Origin of the sequence: Shewanella sp. LC6, assembly GCF_006385735.2 — a bacterium.
Taxonomy (GTDB): domain Bacteria; phylum Pseudomonadota; class Gammaproteobacteria; order Enterobacterales; family Shewanellaceae; genus Shewanella; species Shewanella xiamenensis.
On the sequence record NZ_CP043902.1, the window covers coordinates 2,962,403 to 2,980,502 of the forward strand.

Here is an 18,100-nt window from a genome sequence, read left to right on the forward strand (position 1 = left end):
ATTTTCCTTAATGATTCATAAAACGCAAAACAGCGTGGCAATGACAGAACTCGCTCGAAATATGTGTGGGGACACCTAAACTATCGGTACAAAATAATTTGTCTATGCCCGCCTCACGCAGAGCCGATTCGCAGGCCTTATCTTCATAATGTGACACGATCAAAATGACGCTTTGGGCCCCTTTTTGCTTTAACTTGATGGCAAGTTCGATAAAGGTTCTGCCACCAGCACAAATATCATCGACGATTAAGCAGGTTTTACCCGATAAATCATCACAAAACACTTCAGTAGCGATAATATGACCATTGACCACATCACGATGTTTATCGGCCCTGATCACCGGCATTCCCTGTAACGCCTTAGCTAAGCCGAATACTTTCTTATTCGCCCCCGCATCAGGCGAAACTAACACTAGATCACCGGTCAATTGAGCTGCAATCGCGGCGACAAAGCTGTGGTTGTCAATAACTTGCACTCGGTCTAATAATGCCGCGGTGACATCGCTGTGCGGGTCAAAAATACTGACTGAAGCATATTGCTGCTGATTAATCAGGCTGGCATAGACTTTTACCGATAAGGCCTCGCCCACATTACAGACTCTATCTTGGCGGGCGCCCGGCATATAAGGCAGTAACAGATCGATCTGCTCTGCACCGCTGCGGTGTAATGCATCAGTTAACAATAAGAGTTGCATGATGGATTGATCGCCACGATAACCGAAAAAAACTGTGACGCGTTTCGCTGGAGGAACCCGCAGTTGAACATGATTCTCCCCCGCACCAAATTGAAATAAACGGTAATTAGCCTCATCGCTAGCGGCGGGAAGTCGATAAAAATCAGCTTGCTGATGTGGTGAGTTAACTGTGCCTTGATGCATTTGAATACCTAGAGACATATTCACCTCCTGTCTGTGCAAGATCGCTGTGATATACAGCAATCTTGTTGTCTGCAAGCAATAGTGTCTTATAGACACTAATATGTAAAGTTGATTTTTAGACTATTTTTTATCGGATAATACTAAGGAATATACCTAAATTGCATATATTGTCCTTAAGACACTAAGTGCAATTTAGCTATGATAATGGGGAAATGGATATCGAAAAGTAAAGAATGGACGTATTACGACAACATCGACGGCTACATAAACCCTGATAACTCAAGCTAACTGTATGTACCGTATAATCTGTCACTATTATTGCTATGGGCAACCACTTTAAGCGGCAAACACTTTGACTAACATTCTAGATTTCTTAAGAATCGATACGATGCCGTATCAGGTTTCAAGCGATATAAATTAGCAGGACGCCCACGTTCAGTACGCTTCAATCCGGTATCGATCAATAAATCGGCCTGTTCAACCCGGCGACGAAAAGATTTACTTTGGATAGGCTTACCCAGTAAGACTTCATGCACATGTTGCAGTTCTGGCAAGGTAAAAGGTTCAGCCAGCGCAAAGCCTGGCACTAAAGAATATAAGGCTTTCTGTGTTAAGCGTTCCCGCGCTTGCTCAATTAATTGCAGATGATCAAATGCCAAGGGCATCTGTAGCACATCCTCTAATGGCCACCACTTAACATCACTCACTGAATCAATCTGGACTTGGCAGGCTTGATAACCCATCAACGCGGTATAACACACGGTCACCGACCAGCCTCTGACATCGCGACGACTATTACCCATGGTGCAAAGCTGCTCAATATAAGGTGGCACTATTGCAGTTTTCTCCTGCAATTTGCGTAACACTGCTTCCTCTAGGGATTGATCGCAATATTCATCAATAAAGCCTCCAGGTAATCCCCAAAAACCTAAAAAAGGATGATTTGAGCGTTGCACTAAAAGTACTTTAAGCTGCTGATCATGGTAGGTAAACAATACTGCATCCACTGTCAGTAACACAGTCTTAAAAGCCTTAGGATCGTAATTGGCGAGATATTCCGCTTCTGTCATGAGTATTTTCCATCGTTCGACATCATAAGCTTAACTTAGAGATTACGTCGCTTCAAACATATTATGTCTTAGCGCCACTAAGTAAATCATCTGCTCTATAGGGTCGTACGACTTTTACCAAATTTACGCAAATAACGTGGCAACATGGTTTCATTTCCAAGCAAACCACCTTGATGGATATACATCACAGGGCTTGCGCCCCACTGCGGTAAATATTTTTCTAACACCATAAAACCTAAGGGATCGTAGAGTAATTCAAATTGAATACCTGAGGCGCAAATCCGCTGCCACATGGCATAAAACTCAGGATAGAGTTTACCAAAGTGGTATTTCTTCCCCACATTCAAAATCTGTGGATGCTCAGCAGCGTTAGGATTTAACTCATAAAACTGCTGCGCTAAATACTCATCGCCGCCCACCACTGCGCAGGTAAGCACTCGAATGTGACTTTGCTTACGCACAAAATATTGGTTTAAAAATAATGCCGTGGTTCCCGTTCCCGCGGGTAAAAACACTTTCAGTTCAGTCAGTCCCTGTTGCATTGCCCACGTTTCAATTTCAACGGCTAACAGACTGACACCATACTCCGCATACTGGCAGCGCCCGCCTTCCGGAATAAACAAAGTGTCAGGCTCAGCAGCCAAAACTTGATGCTCAATATAGTCATGGCAAGTCCACTTAAACTCACGCAGAAGAAAAGGATTAGCTGCTATCAGGCTTGATAAATCAATAACCTGTGTACCATTGGCGATAGCTGCGGCATAGTTCCCTGTCGGTAAAGTCAGTACGTGGCTAGCAATATGGTCCACATAAAAATCACACTGCCAGCCTTTCAGTTTGGCGAGCGCCGACAGCGAATACAGTGAATTAGCCTGCGCGGAGCCATGACCAATCACCTTAGTCACACCAGCAAAATCATGGTCTAGAAAGTAGGCAAACTTACGCGCCTTATTACCACTAAAAGCAGGATGTAATAAATCATCTCTTTTAAGAAAGATCTCTCTGCCTGCAAAAGAAAATGATTCGACGGGACTATTAACTAGCATTTATTTACTCAAGGGGAGATAAGGTGTTTAGTGTAACGCGGGCTTGGCTAAATTCTTCCTAAGAATTAAGGAAATTCACGAAATATTAGCTTAACTCACAATCCGTAGAGGTATAAACTATAATATGCCATTGATTATTAATGAAAAATATTTTGGCATAATTCTCGCTTATGACATTTAAGCATCAATTAATAATTTCGAGTGTGGATGTTGTTTCTGTCGCACAGATTTTGGATTCGATAAGGAGTTTTCAATGTCATTACTACGGTTAATTTTCAATATTGCTTGGTTTGTCCTTGGTGGATTTGTGATGGGCCTAGCCTGGTGGCTTGCGGGGATTCTGTGTTTTATCAGTATTATCGGTATTCCCTTTGGTCGCGCCTGCTTTGTGATTGGTGAATTGACCTTCTGGCCCTTTGGACAAGAACAAATGAATCGCCGTCATTTAACTGGCCGTGAAGATTTAGGAACAGGCGCCTTTGGCATGGTGGGCAATATCATTTGGTTCTTACTGTTTGGGATTTGGTTGGCCATAGGTCATTTGGCCCATGCTCTTGCTTGCTTTGTGACGATTATCGGTATCCCTTTCGGGATCCAACATCTTAAGCTGGCGCTGTTAAGCCTAACGCCGATTGGGCAAACCATAGTAGCGAAAGCGTAATAACCACAGTAGCGAAAGCGTAATAACCACAGTAGCGAAAGCGTAATAACCATGATCGCCAAGGCGTAAGGCATATCACTCAGCACTACTCAGCACTACTCAGCATTGGTGGGTAGTGCTGATGCATAGTTCGGCAGCGATTGCACTAATTCTGCTTCGTAATAATCCCTTTATTCATTGAGTAAATCAGCGCTATCAGCAAACTGCTCACCCGCATCCTGCTCCGGTGAGCTGATGATTTCAAAGAGATAATGCGCCAGTTTAGCTGGCGCATCTATGGTGATGTCATGACCATCATAGGCCAACACAACTAAGTCGACCTTAAAATATTGTACCAATGCCCTGCTGGTTTGGATCTTGATTAACCCATCGCGATCACCTGACAAAATACTCACTGGCACACACAAACATGCTGAGCAGTGATAACGAAATGCCGCCCACAACTGATTACTCGCAGTGTTAGACAAAATGATGACAAAACATGTCATCTCACAGCTTTGGTTAGGTGCAAAATAGCATTACTGACTTAAGGCTTCTGGCTGAAATAACAAATCGCCCATAATGCTATCAATATCGAGCTTCGCTAAACCTTGATCAAAAATATCCCGCCAACGCCGTCCCTCTTCTGTATTACGAAACGCGACATAAAGTTGTTTATTGGCAATAAGTTGTCGATTGACCTGTAACTTATCTGCGAGCGGCTGAAGGTGGGGTTGTTTAAGTAGATAATGCAGCACATTAATATCAATCACAGCGCCGTCAATACGACCAGCCGCCACCTTTTTGATATTTTGCTCATCGGATGTTGCCGCTTCGACAGGTTGACTCCCTGAAGCAATCATTACATCCAACGAGTCGGTATTCACATAATCCTGCACAATACCTAAAGTATAACGATTCAAATCGGCTAAATGATGCCAACTAATGGGACGGGATTTTTGCTCAACAATACCTAATGGGCCAATACCAATCGGTTTAGAAAAAATAAACTTATCGGTTTCAAAATAATATTCTGGAAAATAGCCAATGTAGTCAGAGCCCGGCATAACGGCTAATTTAATCGCGCGGCTCCAAGGGTAAAAATCCACGATAAGTTGTTGTTCCATTTGCTCAAACGCCGCCTTAGCCACCGCAACACTCGCGCCTTGGTGCTGGAGTTGATAGCCGGAATACGGCGGCCAAAGTAATGACGTTAGCTTCAGCGTGTCTGCAAATGTCGTATTTGCCACGGTTAATAGGCAACTAAACATCAGTGGGCACCAGCGGATCATAATGCCTCCATCAAAGACTCATCTATTAATCGCTAAAAAAACAAATAGCTCATCGGTTTAACTCTATTCAGTATAATCAGCCATACCTATAGGTACAGCGAATATTTGTTATCTGTTTAGCCTTGTAGAACCACGCTAAGACAGCAATGCTCGGAGTAGGCAGAACTATCGCCGCCAAAAACGACATCTTTACGACAAGGGGAAGACTGAAGGAAAACCTGATGGTCATGCGACAATGTTTTCCTTAAGCACAGATGGCCATATAAAAATAAACCCAAGCGTTCGGGCTTGGGTCGGTTTGAAAGTTTATGCCTTTTAGGCATTAATATCTTCGTACAGCTCTTGATACATCAGCTCGCGCATTTTAAATTTTTGGATTTTACCCGTAACGGTCATCGGGTATTGGTCCACAAATTTGATATAACGTGGCACTTTAAAATAGGCGAACTTTTCGGTAAGGAAATGACGAATATCCTCCTCAGTAATCGACGCCCCTGAGCGGACTTTAATCCACGCACAGACTTCCTCACCATATTTATCACTGTGGACGCCAAACACCGCGGCATCCTGCACATCTTTGTGGGTATAGAGTTTTTCTTCAATTTCTCGGGGATAGATATTCTCGCCCCCGCGAATAATCATATCCTTAATCCGCCCCACAATTTGCACGTAACCTTGCTCATCCATTTGGCCAATATCGCCAGAATGTAACCAACCTTCGCGGTCAATCGTAGCCGCGGTTTTTTCAGGATCATTCCAGTAGCACTGCATGATGCAATACCCTCGGCTACAGACTTCACCGGGCTGATTAATCGGCAGCACTTCGCCAAATTCATCGACAATTTTCACTTCGGTATGGGGCAACGCACGGCCGACGGTGAGAACACGCTTCTCCACAGGAGAATCGATTTCGGTAATGTGATTTAACGGACTGCACTCGGTTTGGCCATACCCAATTAACACTTCCTGCATATACATTAGCTGTTGTACACGGCGCATAACTTCTTCAGGACAAGTCGCCCCCGCCATCACGCCCGTACGCAACGAACTGAGATCAAAACGTTTAAATTCAGGATGTTCTAACTCGGCAATAAACATGGTGGGAACACCGTGCAGTGCGGTGCAGCGCTCACGCTCAATCACTTCTAAGGTAGTGAGAGGATCGAAAGAATCCCCCGGAAATATGGCTGCTGCGCCCTTAGCCAAGCAAACGAGATTACCTAGCACCATACCAAAACAATGGTATAAAGGTACGGGGATACAGAGCTTATCATCACAGGTAAACCTCATTGCCTCGGCCACTAAATAACCGTTATTCAAGATGTTATGGTGCGATAAGGTCGCCCCCTTTGGGCTACCCGTTGTACCAGAGGTAAATTGGATATTAATCGCATCATAGGGGCTGAGTTCATTGGCAATACGCGCAAGCATTGCTTTATCATCTTCGCTCACCTCGACTAATAAGTCATCGAAGTTCAACATGCCGGGAGACTTTTCAGCTCCCATGCGGATCACAAATTGCAACTCTGGTAATGCCTTAGCCTGCAATTGACCCGCAGCGCACTGCTTAAGTTCAGGTGCAAGCTCGTAGAGCATCTGCAAGTAGTTACTGGACTTGAATTTATCAGCGCAGATCACCGCGCGACAACCCACATTAGTCAAGGCATATTGTAATTCTTCAGGGCGGTAAGCGGGGTTAATACACACCATGATGGCGCCAATTTTGGCAGTAGCAAATTGGGTTAAACACCACTCAATATTATTGGGTGACCAAATACCGACGCGGTCCCCTGGACCTATGCCTAATTTGAGTAAACCTGTTGCAAGCGCGTCGATTTGTGCAAGATATTGACGGTAATTCCAGCGAATATTTTGATGGTTAACGACAACGGCTAACTGTTCGGGATAGCTGTTAGCGATATCGTTAAGGTATTGTCCTATGGTTTTTTCAACAAGTTTTGGGGCGTTAGCTCCCCGAAACTCACTATATTTTAGTGGACTAGTGGATTGATTTATTGCTTGAGTCTTTGAAGCAGACATTAAGGCCTCCGTGCTTTTTATTATGGTTAGCGTGGTCCAAACTAACCAATCCACGGAACATGTCACAAGTAAAAAAATCCAGTATTAGACTAAAGAGTAAGGTCATCCCCTTTCCCTAAAGCCCGATTAACGGCTCATAAATACATCCTGGTTATTGGATGTTGATGCCTCTAGACACTGCAGACGCTCCATAATCGCCAGTAGTACTCCTTGGCGGCGCATATTCTCTAACACCCCTGGGCTAAAAACCTCTAAACGTGTCATTGCGGTCAATAATAGGCGGCATTGGGCCACACTGGCATCACGGATATAAGCAGGCTTATCCACCAAGTAACTGTTATTATACCAATAATCCCAAGTAAAATTAGCAAGTAACCAGCCCTGAGCGGTTAAATCGCTAATAAATTCCAACATGCGATCACGGTGTAAACTCGCATCACCTGCGGTGAAATCCTTAAGATATTTAGTGTATAAACCACAGTCTGTCATCATTGTTGAAGCTTCCATAGCACACCTCACTGATTTCAACATTACTTTTGTTATAAGTCAGGGATTGAAAAACTCGCTTGGGTTTAACCTAAACTCGTCAACTTTGCTTGTATTGAGTTGTGATATTGCATTGCTGCAATTGCAGCAATTGCAGCATCAGTCTTACCAGACTCTATAGTGATGACAGGGTAAGCGGTGTTAACTGAACACTGACTTAACGGTTCAAAACACGCAGCCATCAATACAGTTAACTGGGTGGTCAGTAAAAACTAAGATAAACTCAAGGAATTAACGCGATAAGACTGTTATTTCAGTAAAAGGACACAAAATGAATTACTGGCTTATGAAATCGGAACCCGACGAATTTAGTATCGAAGATCTTAAAGCAAGGCCTAATCAAACCGAAGCTTGGTTTGGGATCCGTAACTACCAAGCACGTAACTTTATGCGCGATGCCATGCAAATAGGCGATCAGGTCTTCTTCTATCATTCAAGCTGCAAAGTACCCGGTATTGTCGGCATTGCCGAAGTCGTCACGAGCGCCTACCCGGATAGTACGGCCTTTGATCCAGAATCAAAGTATTTTGATCCTAAGTCAGATCCTAGCAACCCAAGATGGCTAAGGGTCGATATTCGCTTTGTGGAACAATTCAAAGAAATCATTCCTCTCAGCTTAATTAAAAGCTTGCCGCAGTTAGCTGATATGTACTTAGTGTCTAAAGGTTCAAGGCTGAGTATTCAACCTGTTACCGCAGAGCAATGGCAAGCCGTACTGATGCTCAAGCATTAATGGCGCATATTCAGTCAATGTTCATTTAAGCTAAGCTAGATTGACCCTAACAATGCAATACCCAAGGTAATAAGTATGAATAAATTAACTGCAACACTAATGGGTGGGGTCGTGCTCAGTCTGCTAGCCCCGTCGGTCACTTTGGCGAAACCTGAACATGACAAGAGAGATACTGGCTTACCTCCCGGCCTACAGAAGAAAGTAGATAAGGGTCAGCCTCTCCCTCCAGGATGGCAGAAAAAACTGCACCGTGGTGATATCTTAGATTACGATATTTATGACCGCGGACGTATTGTTGTGCCCTTAGATAGAGAGGGAAGGATCAGTATCCAAGTCGAGGGTGCAATTATTAAATTGGATGAAAAGAGTCGCAAGATCCTCGATATCGTCAATATCATTACTGATTAGTGCAGATCATTCGTTGGCACGCTCAACTATTTTTGAGAGTGCCAACATTTTAGCCAATGCTTTTATCTCACCTTAAGTTGATTCCGATGACTACATCGTTATCGGCACATTAATAACAAGTGTTACATCTAAGCAACATGCTGATATTTATCATATCTTTACGCTCTGCTGTTTGGTTGTAAATCGGTAGGATGTTAGACTCTGCAACTATGAAGCGGCGCATAAATATAAGATGAAACGGCTGCCGAGGCTCGCAATAACTGAAGCCGTATCGATGCTAAGCATCTTAAAACCTTCGCGTACAACACAGCTTCAACTCAATATAACAAGCATCAAAAAAGCCATTGTGTCGCCAATCTAATCGGGTGATGCGCTTGAAGCATAAGCGAATTGCATGCATTCCATCCACATAATGATCGCAAACTAACGCTGGATTTTGAATATGGAACAAACTTCACTTCAACGGGTTAAGCAAGCGATTGTTGCAGGTTTTTGGGCATCGCTGGCCAGTATTGTCGTGGGTTTTCTATTTAAACTTTGGTTAGCACAATGGGTAGTCAAAGCTGATCTTGCACTCTATCACACTGTTATCGATATCATTTCGTTATCACTGATCCTGATGACAGGGTTTCGCTCTTCTATGGTAGTAACCTACTCTCAAACCAAGCAAGATGTGGATATCACTAATATATTCCGCTACAGCTTAATTGCAATGGTACTGCTTGCATGGGGCGTTGTGTTGCCTTATATCAAACACAAACTCCAGCTTAATGTAGAATATTTTCAATTGGTTGGGATTATTTTGAGTATGGGGCTCAAGGTCTATTTTACCAATCAAATTGCCATGTACAGGCTATATGCTATCTCCAATCGAGTCACTTGGTTAGAGCCACTCGCGCAAGTCACCAGCTTTTTATTCTGTTTTTATGGGTTACAACAAACTGCTATTGCATCACTCTTTTACAGTATGACACTGTCATCACTCATCGTTGCCTTCTATATGTACTTCAAACGGCGCAAGGATATCGCCACTCCGCCCTTAACTGCGGTGCATTTTGATCCGGGGTTGCGCAGTTTTATGAAGAAAAGTCTGACCGCCTCGATGGAAGCGGGTGCCAGTATCTTGATGATTTACATTACAGTACTACTGACTATTGCTTATTTCAGCATAGACGAATTGGGTGATTTCCAAGTGGTAGTGCGGCCGATGATCACATACCTCACCCTGCTTTTTGTCTTCCCCATTTACCGTTTTGTACTACCCGAAGTCGCAGTGTGCGTGCGAGAAAAACGCTTTGAAGAGGTTCAGCAAATCAAATCATGGCTGACAAAAGTTTCGTTGTGGGTCAGCGGAATATTTTTCGTGATGATGTTATTCGCAAGTAAGCCATTGGTGGCTTGGTTATTTCCTGAGCAATACCTTAAAGCCGCTCCGGTATTAATGCATTTCTCCATGTTCTTTATCTTTATGATGCTTAATGGCTATCAGTTAGCCAATCTCAAAGCCCATGGCTATTTTACCCAAAGCCTACTCATACGCCTTAGTGGTATCGTCGTACTGATTGGCACTTTCTACGCTTATCGATTGTATACAGAAAATGTTGTGGCGGTGATTTTGGCCTTAGGCACAGGTTATTTAATGATGTATTTGATATCGAGACAGGTTGAAAAGCGCATTCAGCAAGGTCTTAAACACAAATAAAACCCGCTTTAGTAAACCAAAAACGACAATAAAAAGGCATCCCATAAGCTAGTTTGGGATGCCTGACCAATAGAAAGCGCGATTACTCGAGTGTGCAGTTTATGTCGATTTGACCGATATCTTAACGGCCATCAATCATACGACCAAGACCGCCGAGGACTGAACCTTCACCGCGGTCGCTACCGCCAGCAGAAGGGGCGTGAGCAATAATACGATCGGCCATCCGCGAGAACGGCAGGCTCTGCAACCATACCGTGCCATGGCCCTTTAAGGTCGCTAAAAATAACCCCTCGCCACCAAAAAACATCGATTTTAATGAGCCTGCACGCTCAATATCATAGTCAATGCCTGGGGTAAAACCGACGAGACAACCGGTATCGACCCTTAAGGTCTCACCTTTTAGTTCCTTTTTAATCAGCGTGCCACCCGCATGGATAAACGCCATGCCATCGCCTTGTAAACTCTGCAAAATAAACCCTTCACCACCAAAAAAGCCTGTACCTAAGCGGCGGTTAAACTTCATGCTAACGCGAGTTCCGAGTGCGGCGGCAAGAAAACTGTCTTTCTGACAAACCAGCTCGCCACCATATTGGGCGAGATCGATAGCTAAAATCGTACCAGGATAAGGCGCGGCAAAGGCGACTTTGCGTTTTTGATGTCCGAGGTTCGTAAAGTGCGTCATAAAGATGCTCTCCCCACTCAACGCCCGCTTACCCGCACCCATTAATTTGCCAAAAAAGCCTGACTCTGGCTCGGAGCCATCGCCCATCTTAGCCTCGAAGCTAATGTCCTGCTCCAGATAATTCATTGCCCCCGCTTCGGCTATTACGGTTTCGTTGGGATCAAGTTCTACCTCAACCAACTGCATACTGTGGCCGATGATTTCATAATCCACTTCATGACAACGTCTAGACATACGATTCCCCTTTATTCTGTCGGTCCTTATTGACTGGGCGTACTACATCCACATCGCCCACTTCTGTGAGTTACTTTATGACATAAAATGTCAAAAGGCGATTATTTTTATTGTTCTCGTTGTTTCAAATCATTTCGTAATATGAGGTTTATCCTAATCCAACGCCATTAAACTGCTCTGCTTTAGCAAATTCCTCTAAAATCAACTCCGTAAATAGCTTACCCGCACGCCCTAGGGGCCGCTCAAGGGTCGACACTAATTGGGGGATAAAGGTATAACGACTGCCACCGACAAAGTCGACCTCCACCAACTCACCGCTCAAAAGTTCCTCTTGCACTAAAAAGTCTGGCAGCCAGCCAAAGCCGAGTCCTTTTAATAACGCATTCTTTTTCATAATAAAACCAGAAAGATAAAACACTTTATCGCCGCCGAATTGCAGCTCATCTCGATAGGTTTTATTGGGAGAGGAATCTTCGATAGTCAACTCAACGTGCTGCTGTAACTCGGATAAACTGATTTTGTTTAATTGCGCCAACGGATGTGACGCGCTAGTCACCAGTACGCTAGTAATCGCTGGCAGCGGCTGTGGGTGATAATAGGGGCCGGTGCGGTAGTCTTTAACCAACATCAGATCCGCATTATCACGTTCGAATCTATGCTGCACACCGCCCAAAAACTCCATATTAAGCTGAATTTTTGTCGGGATTTGATGCTCAGCCATTCGTTTCAGCGCCGTCATAATCGGCTCCATCGGCAAGGCGCCATCGATCACTAACTCAAGTTTTGGCTCCCAACCTTCACTAAAACGACTGGCTAGATGTTCAATATTGGCAAGGTGTTGCAGCAATCTTTGACCTTCAGCCAAGATCACCCGCCCTTCACTTGTCAACTCTGCTCGGTATTGGTCACGGCTAAAAAGCTGCACACCTAAATGTTCCTCTAGCTTTTTAACCTGATAGCTCACCGCCGATTGCGCCTTATGCAAACGCTCGGCAGCCTTAGCAAAACTACCCTCTTCCACCAGCACTTGCAGCACATTAAAAGCATCAATATCGATGCGCATGGGGACTCCTTAGCCGAATAAAAATGTCACGCAATCGCTACGAAGCGTAAAGTAGTTAATACCATCTATTTTTTAGATTGAGATGACAGATTTATTATTCTTTTTTTTGTTCATCTAAGCAACTAAATTGATAAGAAGATCACAGTAATGCAACTTGCAACATAACAATAAGCGCTGTAGGCACAGCTCACAGCGCATAAAACTCAAGGATCCACCATGCCATTTTATGTGAAACAAGGCCAAGTACCCCATAAGCGCCATATCGCATTTGAGAAGGAAAACGGCGAGCTATACCGTGAGGAGCTGTTTTCAACCCATGGTTTTTCCAATATTTACTCGAATAAATATCACCACAATATGCCGACGAAGGCATTGGAAGTCGCGCCCTACCACCTCGGTCACGGTGCCCAATGGGAAGATTCATTAGTCCAAAACTATAAACTGGATTCGCGCACAGCCGATCGTGAAGGCAACTTCTTTAGCGCCCGCAACAAAATCTTTTATAACAATGATGTGGCACTTTACACCGCAAAAGTCACCCAAGACACGCCGGAGTTTTACCGTAATGCCTACGCCGATGAAGTAGTGTTTGTACACGAAGGTGAAGGCACGCTCTACAGTGAATATGGCACCCTAGAGATTAAAAAATGGGACTACTTAGTGATCCCACGCGGCACTACGCATCAGCTCAAATTTAACGATTACAACAATGTACGTTTATTCGTGATTGAAGCCTTTTCAATGGTGGAAGTGCCTAAGCATTTCCGTAATGAATACGGCCAGTTACTTGAATCAGCGCCCTACTGTGAGCGCGATCTACGCACGCCAGTATTGCAAGCTGCCGTAGTTGAACGCGGCGCCTTCCCGCTGGTGTGTAAATTTGGCGATAAGTACCAGCTTACAACGCTAGAATGGCATCCCTTTGACCTTGTAGGTTGGGACGGTTGTGTTTACCCCTGGGCATTTAACATCACCGAATACGCGCCTAAAGTTGGCAAAATTCACTTGCCGCCGTCAGATCACTTAGTGTTTACCGCCCACAACTTTGTGGTATGTAACTTTGTGCCGCGCCCCTATGACTTCCATGAGCGTGCCATCCCCGCGCCTTACTACCACAACAACATCGATAGTGACGAAGTACTGTACTACGTCGATGGCGACTTTATGAGCCGCACCGGGATTGAAGCTGGCTACATTACTCTACACCAAAAAGGCGTAGCGCACGGCCCGCAGCCCGGCCGCACCGAAGCCTCTATTGGCAAAAAAGAAACCTATGAATATGCAGTGATGGTGGACACCTTCGCCCCACTGAAATTAACCGAACATGTGCAAAATTGCATGAGTAAAGACTACAACCGCTCCTGGCTAGAAAACTAAATCTGCTCGGCAGAACTAGTGAAAGGTTTATTAACTAAGCAACTAGCCGTAAGTCACCACCGCAAACAAGGCAAAAAGAGTGACTGCGTGTTGAATTAATCAAGAGGAACAGATCATGGCAAGCGAACTTAATCCATTGGGCCTACTCGGTATCGAATTTACCGAATTCGCCAGCCCCGACAGCGATTTTATGCACAAAGTGTTTATCGACTTTGGTTTTTCACTGCTGAAAAAAGCCAAGAATAAAGACATTTTGTACTACAAACAAAATGATATTAACTTCCTGCTTAACAACGAGCGCGAAGGGTTTTCGGCAGAATTTGCCAAATCCCACGGTCCTGCAATTTGCTCTATGGGCTGGCGTGTGGAAGATGCAAGCTTTGCTCACCGTGTGGCGGTAGAGCGCGGCGCCAAAGCCGTAGCCGATTCGGCCAAGGATCTGCCCTATCCTGCAATTTATGGTATTGGCGATAGCTTAATTTATTTTATCGACACCTTCGGTGCCGACAACAATATCTATGCCACTGACTTTGAAGACTTAAGCGAGCAAGTCATCACCCAAGAGAAAGGCTTTATCGAAGTCGATCACTTAACCAATAACGTCTATAAAGGCACCATGGAGCATTGGGCGAACTTCTACAAAAACATCTTTGGGTTTACTGAAGTACGTTACTTCGACATCAGCGGCGTACAAACCGCACTGGTGTCCTACGCCCTGCGTTCACCCGATGGCAGTTTCTGTATTCCGATTAACGAAGGTAAAGGCAACGATAAGAACCAAATCGATGAATACCTGAAGGAATACAATGGTCCAGGTGTACAACACTTAGCCTTTAGAAGCCGCGATATCGTTAAATCTCTGGATGCAATGGAAGGTAGCTCGATTCAATGCTTAGATATTATTCCCGAATATTACGACACCATTTTCGATAAAGTCCCGCAAGTGACCGAAAACCGTGAACGTATCAAGCATCACCAAATTCTGGTGGACGGTGACGAATCAGGCTATTTATTGCAGATCTTCACTAAGAACCTGTTCGGCCCAATCTTTATCGAAATCATTCAACGTAAGAACAACTTAGGTTTTGGTGAAGGTAACTTTACTGCCCTGTTCCAATCGATTGAGCGCGATCAAATGCGCCGCGGCGTACTGTAACAACAGTGAGTGAGATAGATTGAATGATGCCGCTCGCTTTACTGCGAGCGGCATTTTTATCGCTAAGCTTTTTAACCGCAAACATGGGTTAGGTTTATGCCGTCTGCTGCGCGAGTTGAGAATCCTCATGTAACTCGGCAAATAAATAGACCAAACATAAACTGTTTAACGGCATGACGGGGTTAGTCCAAATCATTCGGCTGTGGCGCCCAGCTTCGCCGAAAATCTCGAGCAATAAATCCGAAGCGCCATCGAGTGCTTTAGGATGTTCAAAGCAAGATTGATGAACATTTAGCACCCCTTCTAAGCGGTAAATTTGTTTTATTCGCGACAGCTCACCACAAGCCTGTTTCAATTGCGCTATGGCATTTAGGGTAGCAAGACGACAGGCCGCGTAACCTTCACCAACAGTATGATCTGCGCCCAATTGTCCTTGATACTTAAGCTTTCCCTGTAAATAGGGAAACTGACCCGAAGTCATTAATTGGCTACCAACAATTGAATAAGGTTCGTAATTTCCAAGCGCCGCTGCAACTTCAGGTAATTCAAGCCCAGCAGCCACTAACCGCGATTCGGGAGTGTTCATCATAATGTCATCTCCGAAGAAGAGGTATTAGTAGGATTAAGCAGCGGAGCTAACCACGTCGTCAAATGCGAAGGATTGGCTTCCAGCCAGTTCGCAGCGGCCTCATCTTCCGTCATTCCTTGTCGATTAACCGCATAATCGAGTTCTGCAACAATTTGATTCGATAACACTATGCTATCAAGTACTTGAATTTGCGCCGGCGAGAAATTAATCACTAACTCGCGTTCACGGGCCAGCAAAACCGCTTTATCTTTTCCCCCGAGTAACCCTTTTGAGTCCTGAAGATCACGAATACCATATTGATGGTGTAAAAATTGCGGATGCCACAATGGCACAATGACCCAGTCCCGTACTGACACTGCCGATTCAAATGCCGCCACACAATCGGCCTGAGTACCCGTTCTAAACTGATAACCTGCCGCAGTTAATCCATATTGCGCCATGATATTTTTAGAAAAACGGGTGATACCAGCCCCCTCACCAATACCTTGAATAATCGGCCGCATCCGTTGTTTTACCTCAGGTTTAAGCAAGTCTTCAATACGTGAAACCGCATCTTCAGGCACATAATCTGGTATACCCCAAAGTGCGTAAGGCTCATAATGTAGCCCTAATTCACGCGTTGCGGCTTGAGTCTCAACCTCCTGCCGATACACGCCATGACTGTGAGGTAACCAAGCCGAGCAAAGCAAATCTATCTGCCCAAGCTTGAGCCGATTAAAATTGGCCTCATGCAGGGCATAACTTAGCTCAACTTGTTTGCCCATCCGTCGCATTACTTGGGCAACAACTGCCGCCGTTACCCGATGAAAGCTTAAATCCGTTACACCTAAACGAATTGGCATTGTGTGATGATGGGCATGTTGGTCATTACATAATTGTTTTTGTTGAAGATCATCGATTAAGTTCATTGCTATCGCTCCAAGGGAAAACAAGCTAGATGAGGCAACACGCCCACGGTTATCAATTGTGCTATCGTGCGAGATCGCCTTGCGACATTTAGGCTGATCCCTCAGGCAAAATTGCCAGTCTTTCCATCGCGACACCCACGATGGCGTTATCTCTTGCATAGGGAAAAATCATTTCCACCGTAATGCCATTGGGATCTTCAATAAATAATTGATGCTCTCCAATCTCTGGGACAATTCGCTCCCTAAATGGGCATTGTTGTCGGCATAGATGCTGCTGCATTTGGGCCAAATTCGTCCCCCGAAAAGAAAGGTGATCAACCCGACCCGAACCAAACAGTGCACTGCTCTCGCCCAAATAAGCATCTAACGCTCGACTGCCAACTTCCACTAAATGCAAAATAGGTTTCTCTTGCGCATAAAGCCAATGACCAGGAAAACCAAACCGTGGCCGCCAACCTTGCGTTAAGCCAAGGATGACTTGATAAAACTGAACCGTTTCAGCCAATATCGGGGTACGGATCGTAAAGTGGTCTAATCCAACAATATTCATGTGATTTACTCCTGGTTTTAACAGTTAGTTACCCGGAACGCCGGCAGCTAATGGCTTAAAGCGGAAGATATAATAAGGTGGACGATTTTCTGCTTTGCCATTGTTTAATGCAGCGGACAGCGGCAGTTGGGCAGCGCCAGTATACAGGTAGCCCTCTTTGCCAAAGCTCACACCATCAGGCCACACCATGCGCTCGTCATGCACATAGGTTTGATATTGGCGACCCGTGGCAGGGATAATGCCGATAGCGCGCTCACCCACATCGGTTAGATAAAGATTATCTACTGAATCAATGCTTAACCCGCCGTTATTTGGCTTATCCGCGTATTCTTCAACCTTGGCGGACAGCGCCTTCGGGCTGAGATCCGGGTTAAGTAGATCTGCCATCGCGACACGATAGACTTTGTCCTTATTCATCGGCGCAAAATAAAGCCAATGTTGGGCATTGTCTAAGGCAATACCATCGGCGCCAACAAACACGTCAATACGCTTTGGATTGGCACTGGTACTATCAATAATCAGCGGTCGCTTCAGATCAGGCATCACGCTAGTATCCCCCTGTAATACACGCCGACTCTTACCCGTGGTTAAATCCACGACAACTAAGGCAGCCTTATCACCAACAGGACCCGTTGCAATACCTTCATCAGCAATCACAATCGCTTGATGACGGTTTGAAATAACAAAGTCATTGTGCTGCGATTCAGGAATAGACACAGGGAATGGCAACGGAATAATCCGGTCTAATTGATTTTTACGGGTATCCCATGCCACCAACTTAGGCTCAATTCTGGGTTCAGCTTGGCCAGAATCGAGCAACCATACTCGGTCCCGATCGTCGGTTCGCAAACCTAAAACCCAATTTAAACAAGTATTAGGATCTTTCGGTTTTCCTTGAGGATCATGACATTGTTGCCAATCTGAATTAGGAAATGGGTTTACTTTGCCATCTGCCAACAATTCACCCACCTTGACTTTAGGTTGATAAAAAGGGTGATAACTAAAGATAAGCCTATCGGTTGAGGTAAAACTAATGCCGCCAACAGCACCATCAAGCGTGGCATAAACCTCAGGTTGCGCCTGTGGTATTGCCGCTTGCTGAGCCATCAGGTTAGGTGAGATAAATGCTTGGCCTGTTAACATGACGAGCGAAGCGATGAGGGGGTGATAAGAATTAAATTTCATAA

19 protein-coding genes are annotated in these 18,100 nt (G+C 44.8%); 6 read left to right on the plus strand and 13 right to left on the minus strand.

The window, feature by feature from the left end; genetic code table 11:
* Positions 1 to 7: 7 nt before the first annotated feature.
* The 3 genes from prs to FJD32_RS13375 form a co-directional block, all read right to left on the minus strand.
* On the minus strand, positions 8 to 895 hold the full coding sequence (gene prs / locus FJD32_RS13365; RefSeq protein ID WP_140906874.1) for a ribose-phosphate diphosphokinase: 888 nt from the start codon (positions 893 to 895) through the stop codon (positions 8 to 10).
* Between the two features lie 338 nt (positions 896 to 1,233).
* Positions 1,234 to 1,947 carry an NUDIX domain-containing protein gene (locus FJD32_RS13370; RefSeq protein WP_088585720.1) on the minus strand — a complete coding sequence of 238 codons (714 nt, stop codon included), beginning with the start codon at positions 1,945 to 1,947 and terminating at the stop codon, positions 1,234 to 1,236.
* Between the two features lie 95 nt (positions 1,948 to 2,042).
* Positions 2,043 to 2,993, minus strand: a complete 951-nt coding sequence (locus FJD32_RS13375; protein WP_088585721.1) for a pyridoxal-phosphate dependent enzyme — start codon at positions 2,991 to 2,993, stop codon at positions 2,043 to 2,045.
* Between the two features lie 253 nt (positions 2,994 to 3,246).
* Between FJD32_RS13375 and FJD32_RS13380 the strand changes: the two genes are divergently transcribed.
* Positions 3,247 to 3,654 carry a YccF domain-containing protein gene (locus tag FJD32_RS13380; protein ID WP_011072069.1) on the plus strand — a complete coding sequence of 136 codons (408 nt, stop codon included), beginning with the start codon at positions 3,247 to 3,249 and terminating at the stop codon, positions 3,652 to 3,654.
* Positions 3,655 to 3,824: 170 nt separating this feature from the next.
* Here the strand turns inward: FJD32_RS13380 and FJD32_RS13385 are convergent, their stop codons facing one another.
* The 4 genes from FJD32_RS13385 to FJD32_RS13400 form a co-directional block, all read right to left on the minus strand.
* Positions 3,825 to 4,142, minus strand: coding sequence for a hypothetical protein (locus FJD32_RS13385; protein ID WP_240199962.1), 318 nt, complete (start codon positions 4,140 to 4,142; stop codon positions 3,825 to 3,827).
* 30 nt (positions 4,143 to 4,172) lie between these two features.
* Positions 4,173 to 4,925: a transporter substrate-binding domain-containing protein gene (locus tag FJD32_RS13390; protein ID WP_037417661.1), complete on the minus strand. Its 753-nt coding sequence runs from the start codon at positions 4,923 to 4,925 to the stop codon at positions 4,173 to 4,175.
* A 315-nt stretch (positions 4,926 to 5,240) separates the two neighbouring features.
* A complete protein-coding gene (locus tag FJD32_RS13395; RefSeq protein WP_055647549.1) occupies positions 5,241 to 6,965 on the minus strand; it encodes an AMP-binding protein in 1,725 nt (574 codons plus the stop codon).
* Positions 6,966 to 7,091: 126 nt separating this feature from the next.
* Entirely contained in the window at positions 7,092 to 7,472 is a 381-nt protein-coding gene (locus tag FJD32_RS13400; protein ID WP_055647550.1) for a DUF6508 domain-containing protein, read from the minus strand.
* Positions 7,473 to 7,782: 310 nt separating this feature from the next.
* Between FJD32_RS13400 and FJD32_RS13405 the strand changes: the two genes are divergently transcribed.
* From FJD32_RS13405 to FJD32_RS13415, 3 genes are all read left to right on the plus strand, one after another.
* Positions 7,783 to 8,244, plus strand: a complete 462-nt coding sequence (locus FJD32_RS13405; RefSeq protein WP_055647551.1) for an EVE domain-containing protein — start codon at positions 7,783 to 7,785, stop codon at positions 8,242 to 8,244.
* A 75-nt stretch (positions 8,245 to 8,319) separates the two neighbouring features.
* Positions 8,320 to 8,652 carry a hypothetical protein gene (locus FJD32_RS13410; RefSeq protein ID WP_037425338.1) on the plus strand — a complete coding sequence of 111 codons (333 nt, stop codon included), beginning with the start codon at positions 8,320 to 8,322 and terminating at the stop codon, positions 8,650 to 8,652.
* A gap of 442 nt (positions 8,653 to 9,094) precedes the next feature.
* Entirely contained in the window at positions 9,095 to 10,354 is a 1,260-nt protein-coding gene (locus FJD32_RS13415; RefSeq protein WP_055647552.1) for a hypothetical protein, read from the plus strand.
* Between the two features lie 121 nt (positions 10,355 to 10,475).
* Here the strand turns inward: FJD32_RS13415 and FJD32_RS13420 are convergent, their stop codons facing one another.
* Entirely contained in the window at positions 10,476 to 11,270 is a 795-nt protein-coding gene (locus tag FJD32_RS13420; RefSeq protein WP_140906875.1) for a TIGR00266 family protein, read from the minus strand.
* Positions 11,271 to 11,418: 148 nt separating this feature from the next.
* A complete protein-coding gene (locus FJD32_RS13425) occupies positions 11,419 to 12,333 on the minus strand; it encodes a LysR family transcriptional regulator (RefSeq protein WP_037417642.1) in 915 nt (304 codons plus the stop codon).
* Between the two features lie 216 nt (positions 12,334 to 12,549).
* Between FJD32_RS13425 and FJD32_RS13430 the strand changes: the two genes are divergently transcribed.
* Positions 12,550 to 13,710: a homogentisate 1,2-dioxygenase gene (locus tag FJD32_RS13430; RefSeq protein WP_037425347.1), complete on the plus strand. Its 1,161-nt coding sequence runs from the start codon at positions 12,550 to 12,552 to the stop codon at positions 13,708 to 13,710.
* A 115-nt stretch (positions 13,711 to 13,825) separates the two neighbouring features.
* On the plus strand, positions 13,826 to 14,866 hold the full coding sequence (gene hppD / locus FJD32_RS13435) for a 4-hydroxyphenylpyruvate dioxygenase (RefSeq protein ID WP_088585724.1): 1,041 nt from the start codon (positions 13,826 to 13,828) through the stop codon (positions 14,864 to 14,866).
* Between the two features lie 94 nt (positions 14,867 to 14,960).
* Here the strand turns inward: hppD and FJD32_RS13440 are convergent, their stop codons facing one another.
* From FJD32_RS13440 to FJD32_RS13455, 4 genes are all read right to left on the minus strand, one after another.
* The gene (locus FJD32_RS13440) at positions 14,961 to 15,455 is read right to left on the minus strand and encodes an Atu1372/SO_1960 family protein (RefSeq protein ID WP_037425353.1); all 495 of its coding nucleotides are present in this window, start codon (positions 15,453 to 15,455) and stop codon (positions 14,961 to 14,963) included.
* Entirely contained in the window at positions 15,452 to 16,363 is a 912-nt protein-coding gene (locus FJD32_RS13445) for a glycine betaine ABC transporter substrate-binding protein (RefSeq protein ID WP_088585725.1), read from the minus strand. The genes FJD32_RS13440 and FJD32_RS13445 overlap by 4 nt, the downstream gene beginning before the upstream one ends.
* Before the next feature lie 88 nt (positions 16,364 to 16,451).
* Entirely contained in the window at positions 16,452 to 16,913 is a 462-nt protein-coding gene (locus FJD32_RS13450; RefSeq protein WP_037417625.1) for a VOC family protein, read from the minus strand.
* 24 nt (positions 16,914 to 16,937) lie between these two features.
* Positions 16,938 to 18,098, minus strand: coding sequence for an L-dopachrome tautomerase-related protein (locus FJD32_RS13455; RefSeq protein WP_050991290.1), 1,161 nt, complete (start codon positions 18,096 to 18,098; stop codon positions 16,938 to 16,940).
* Positions 18,099 to 18,100: the final 2 nt, after the last annotated feature.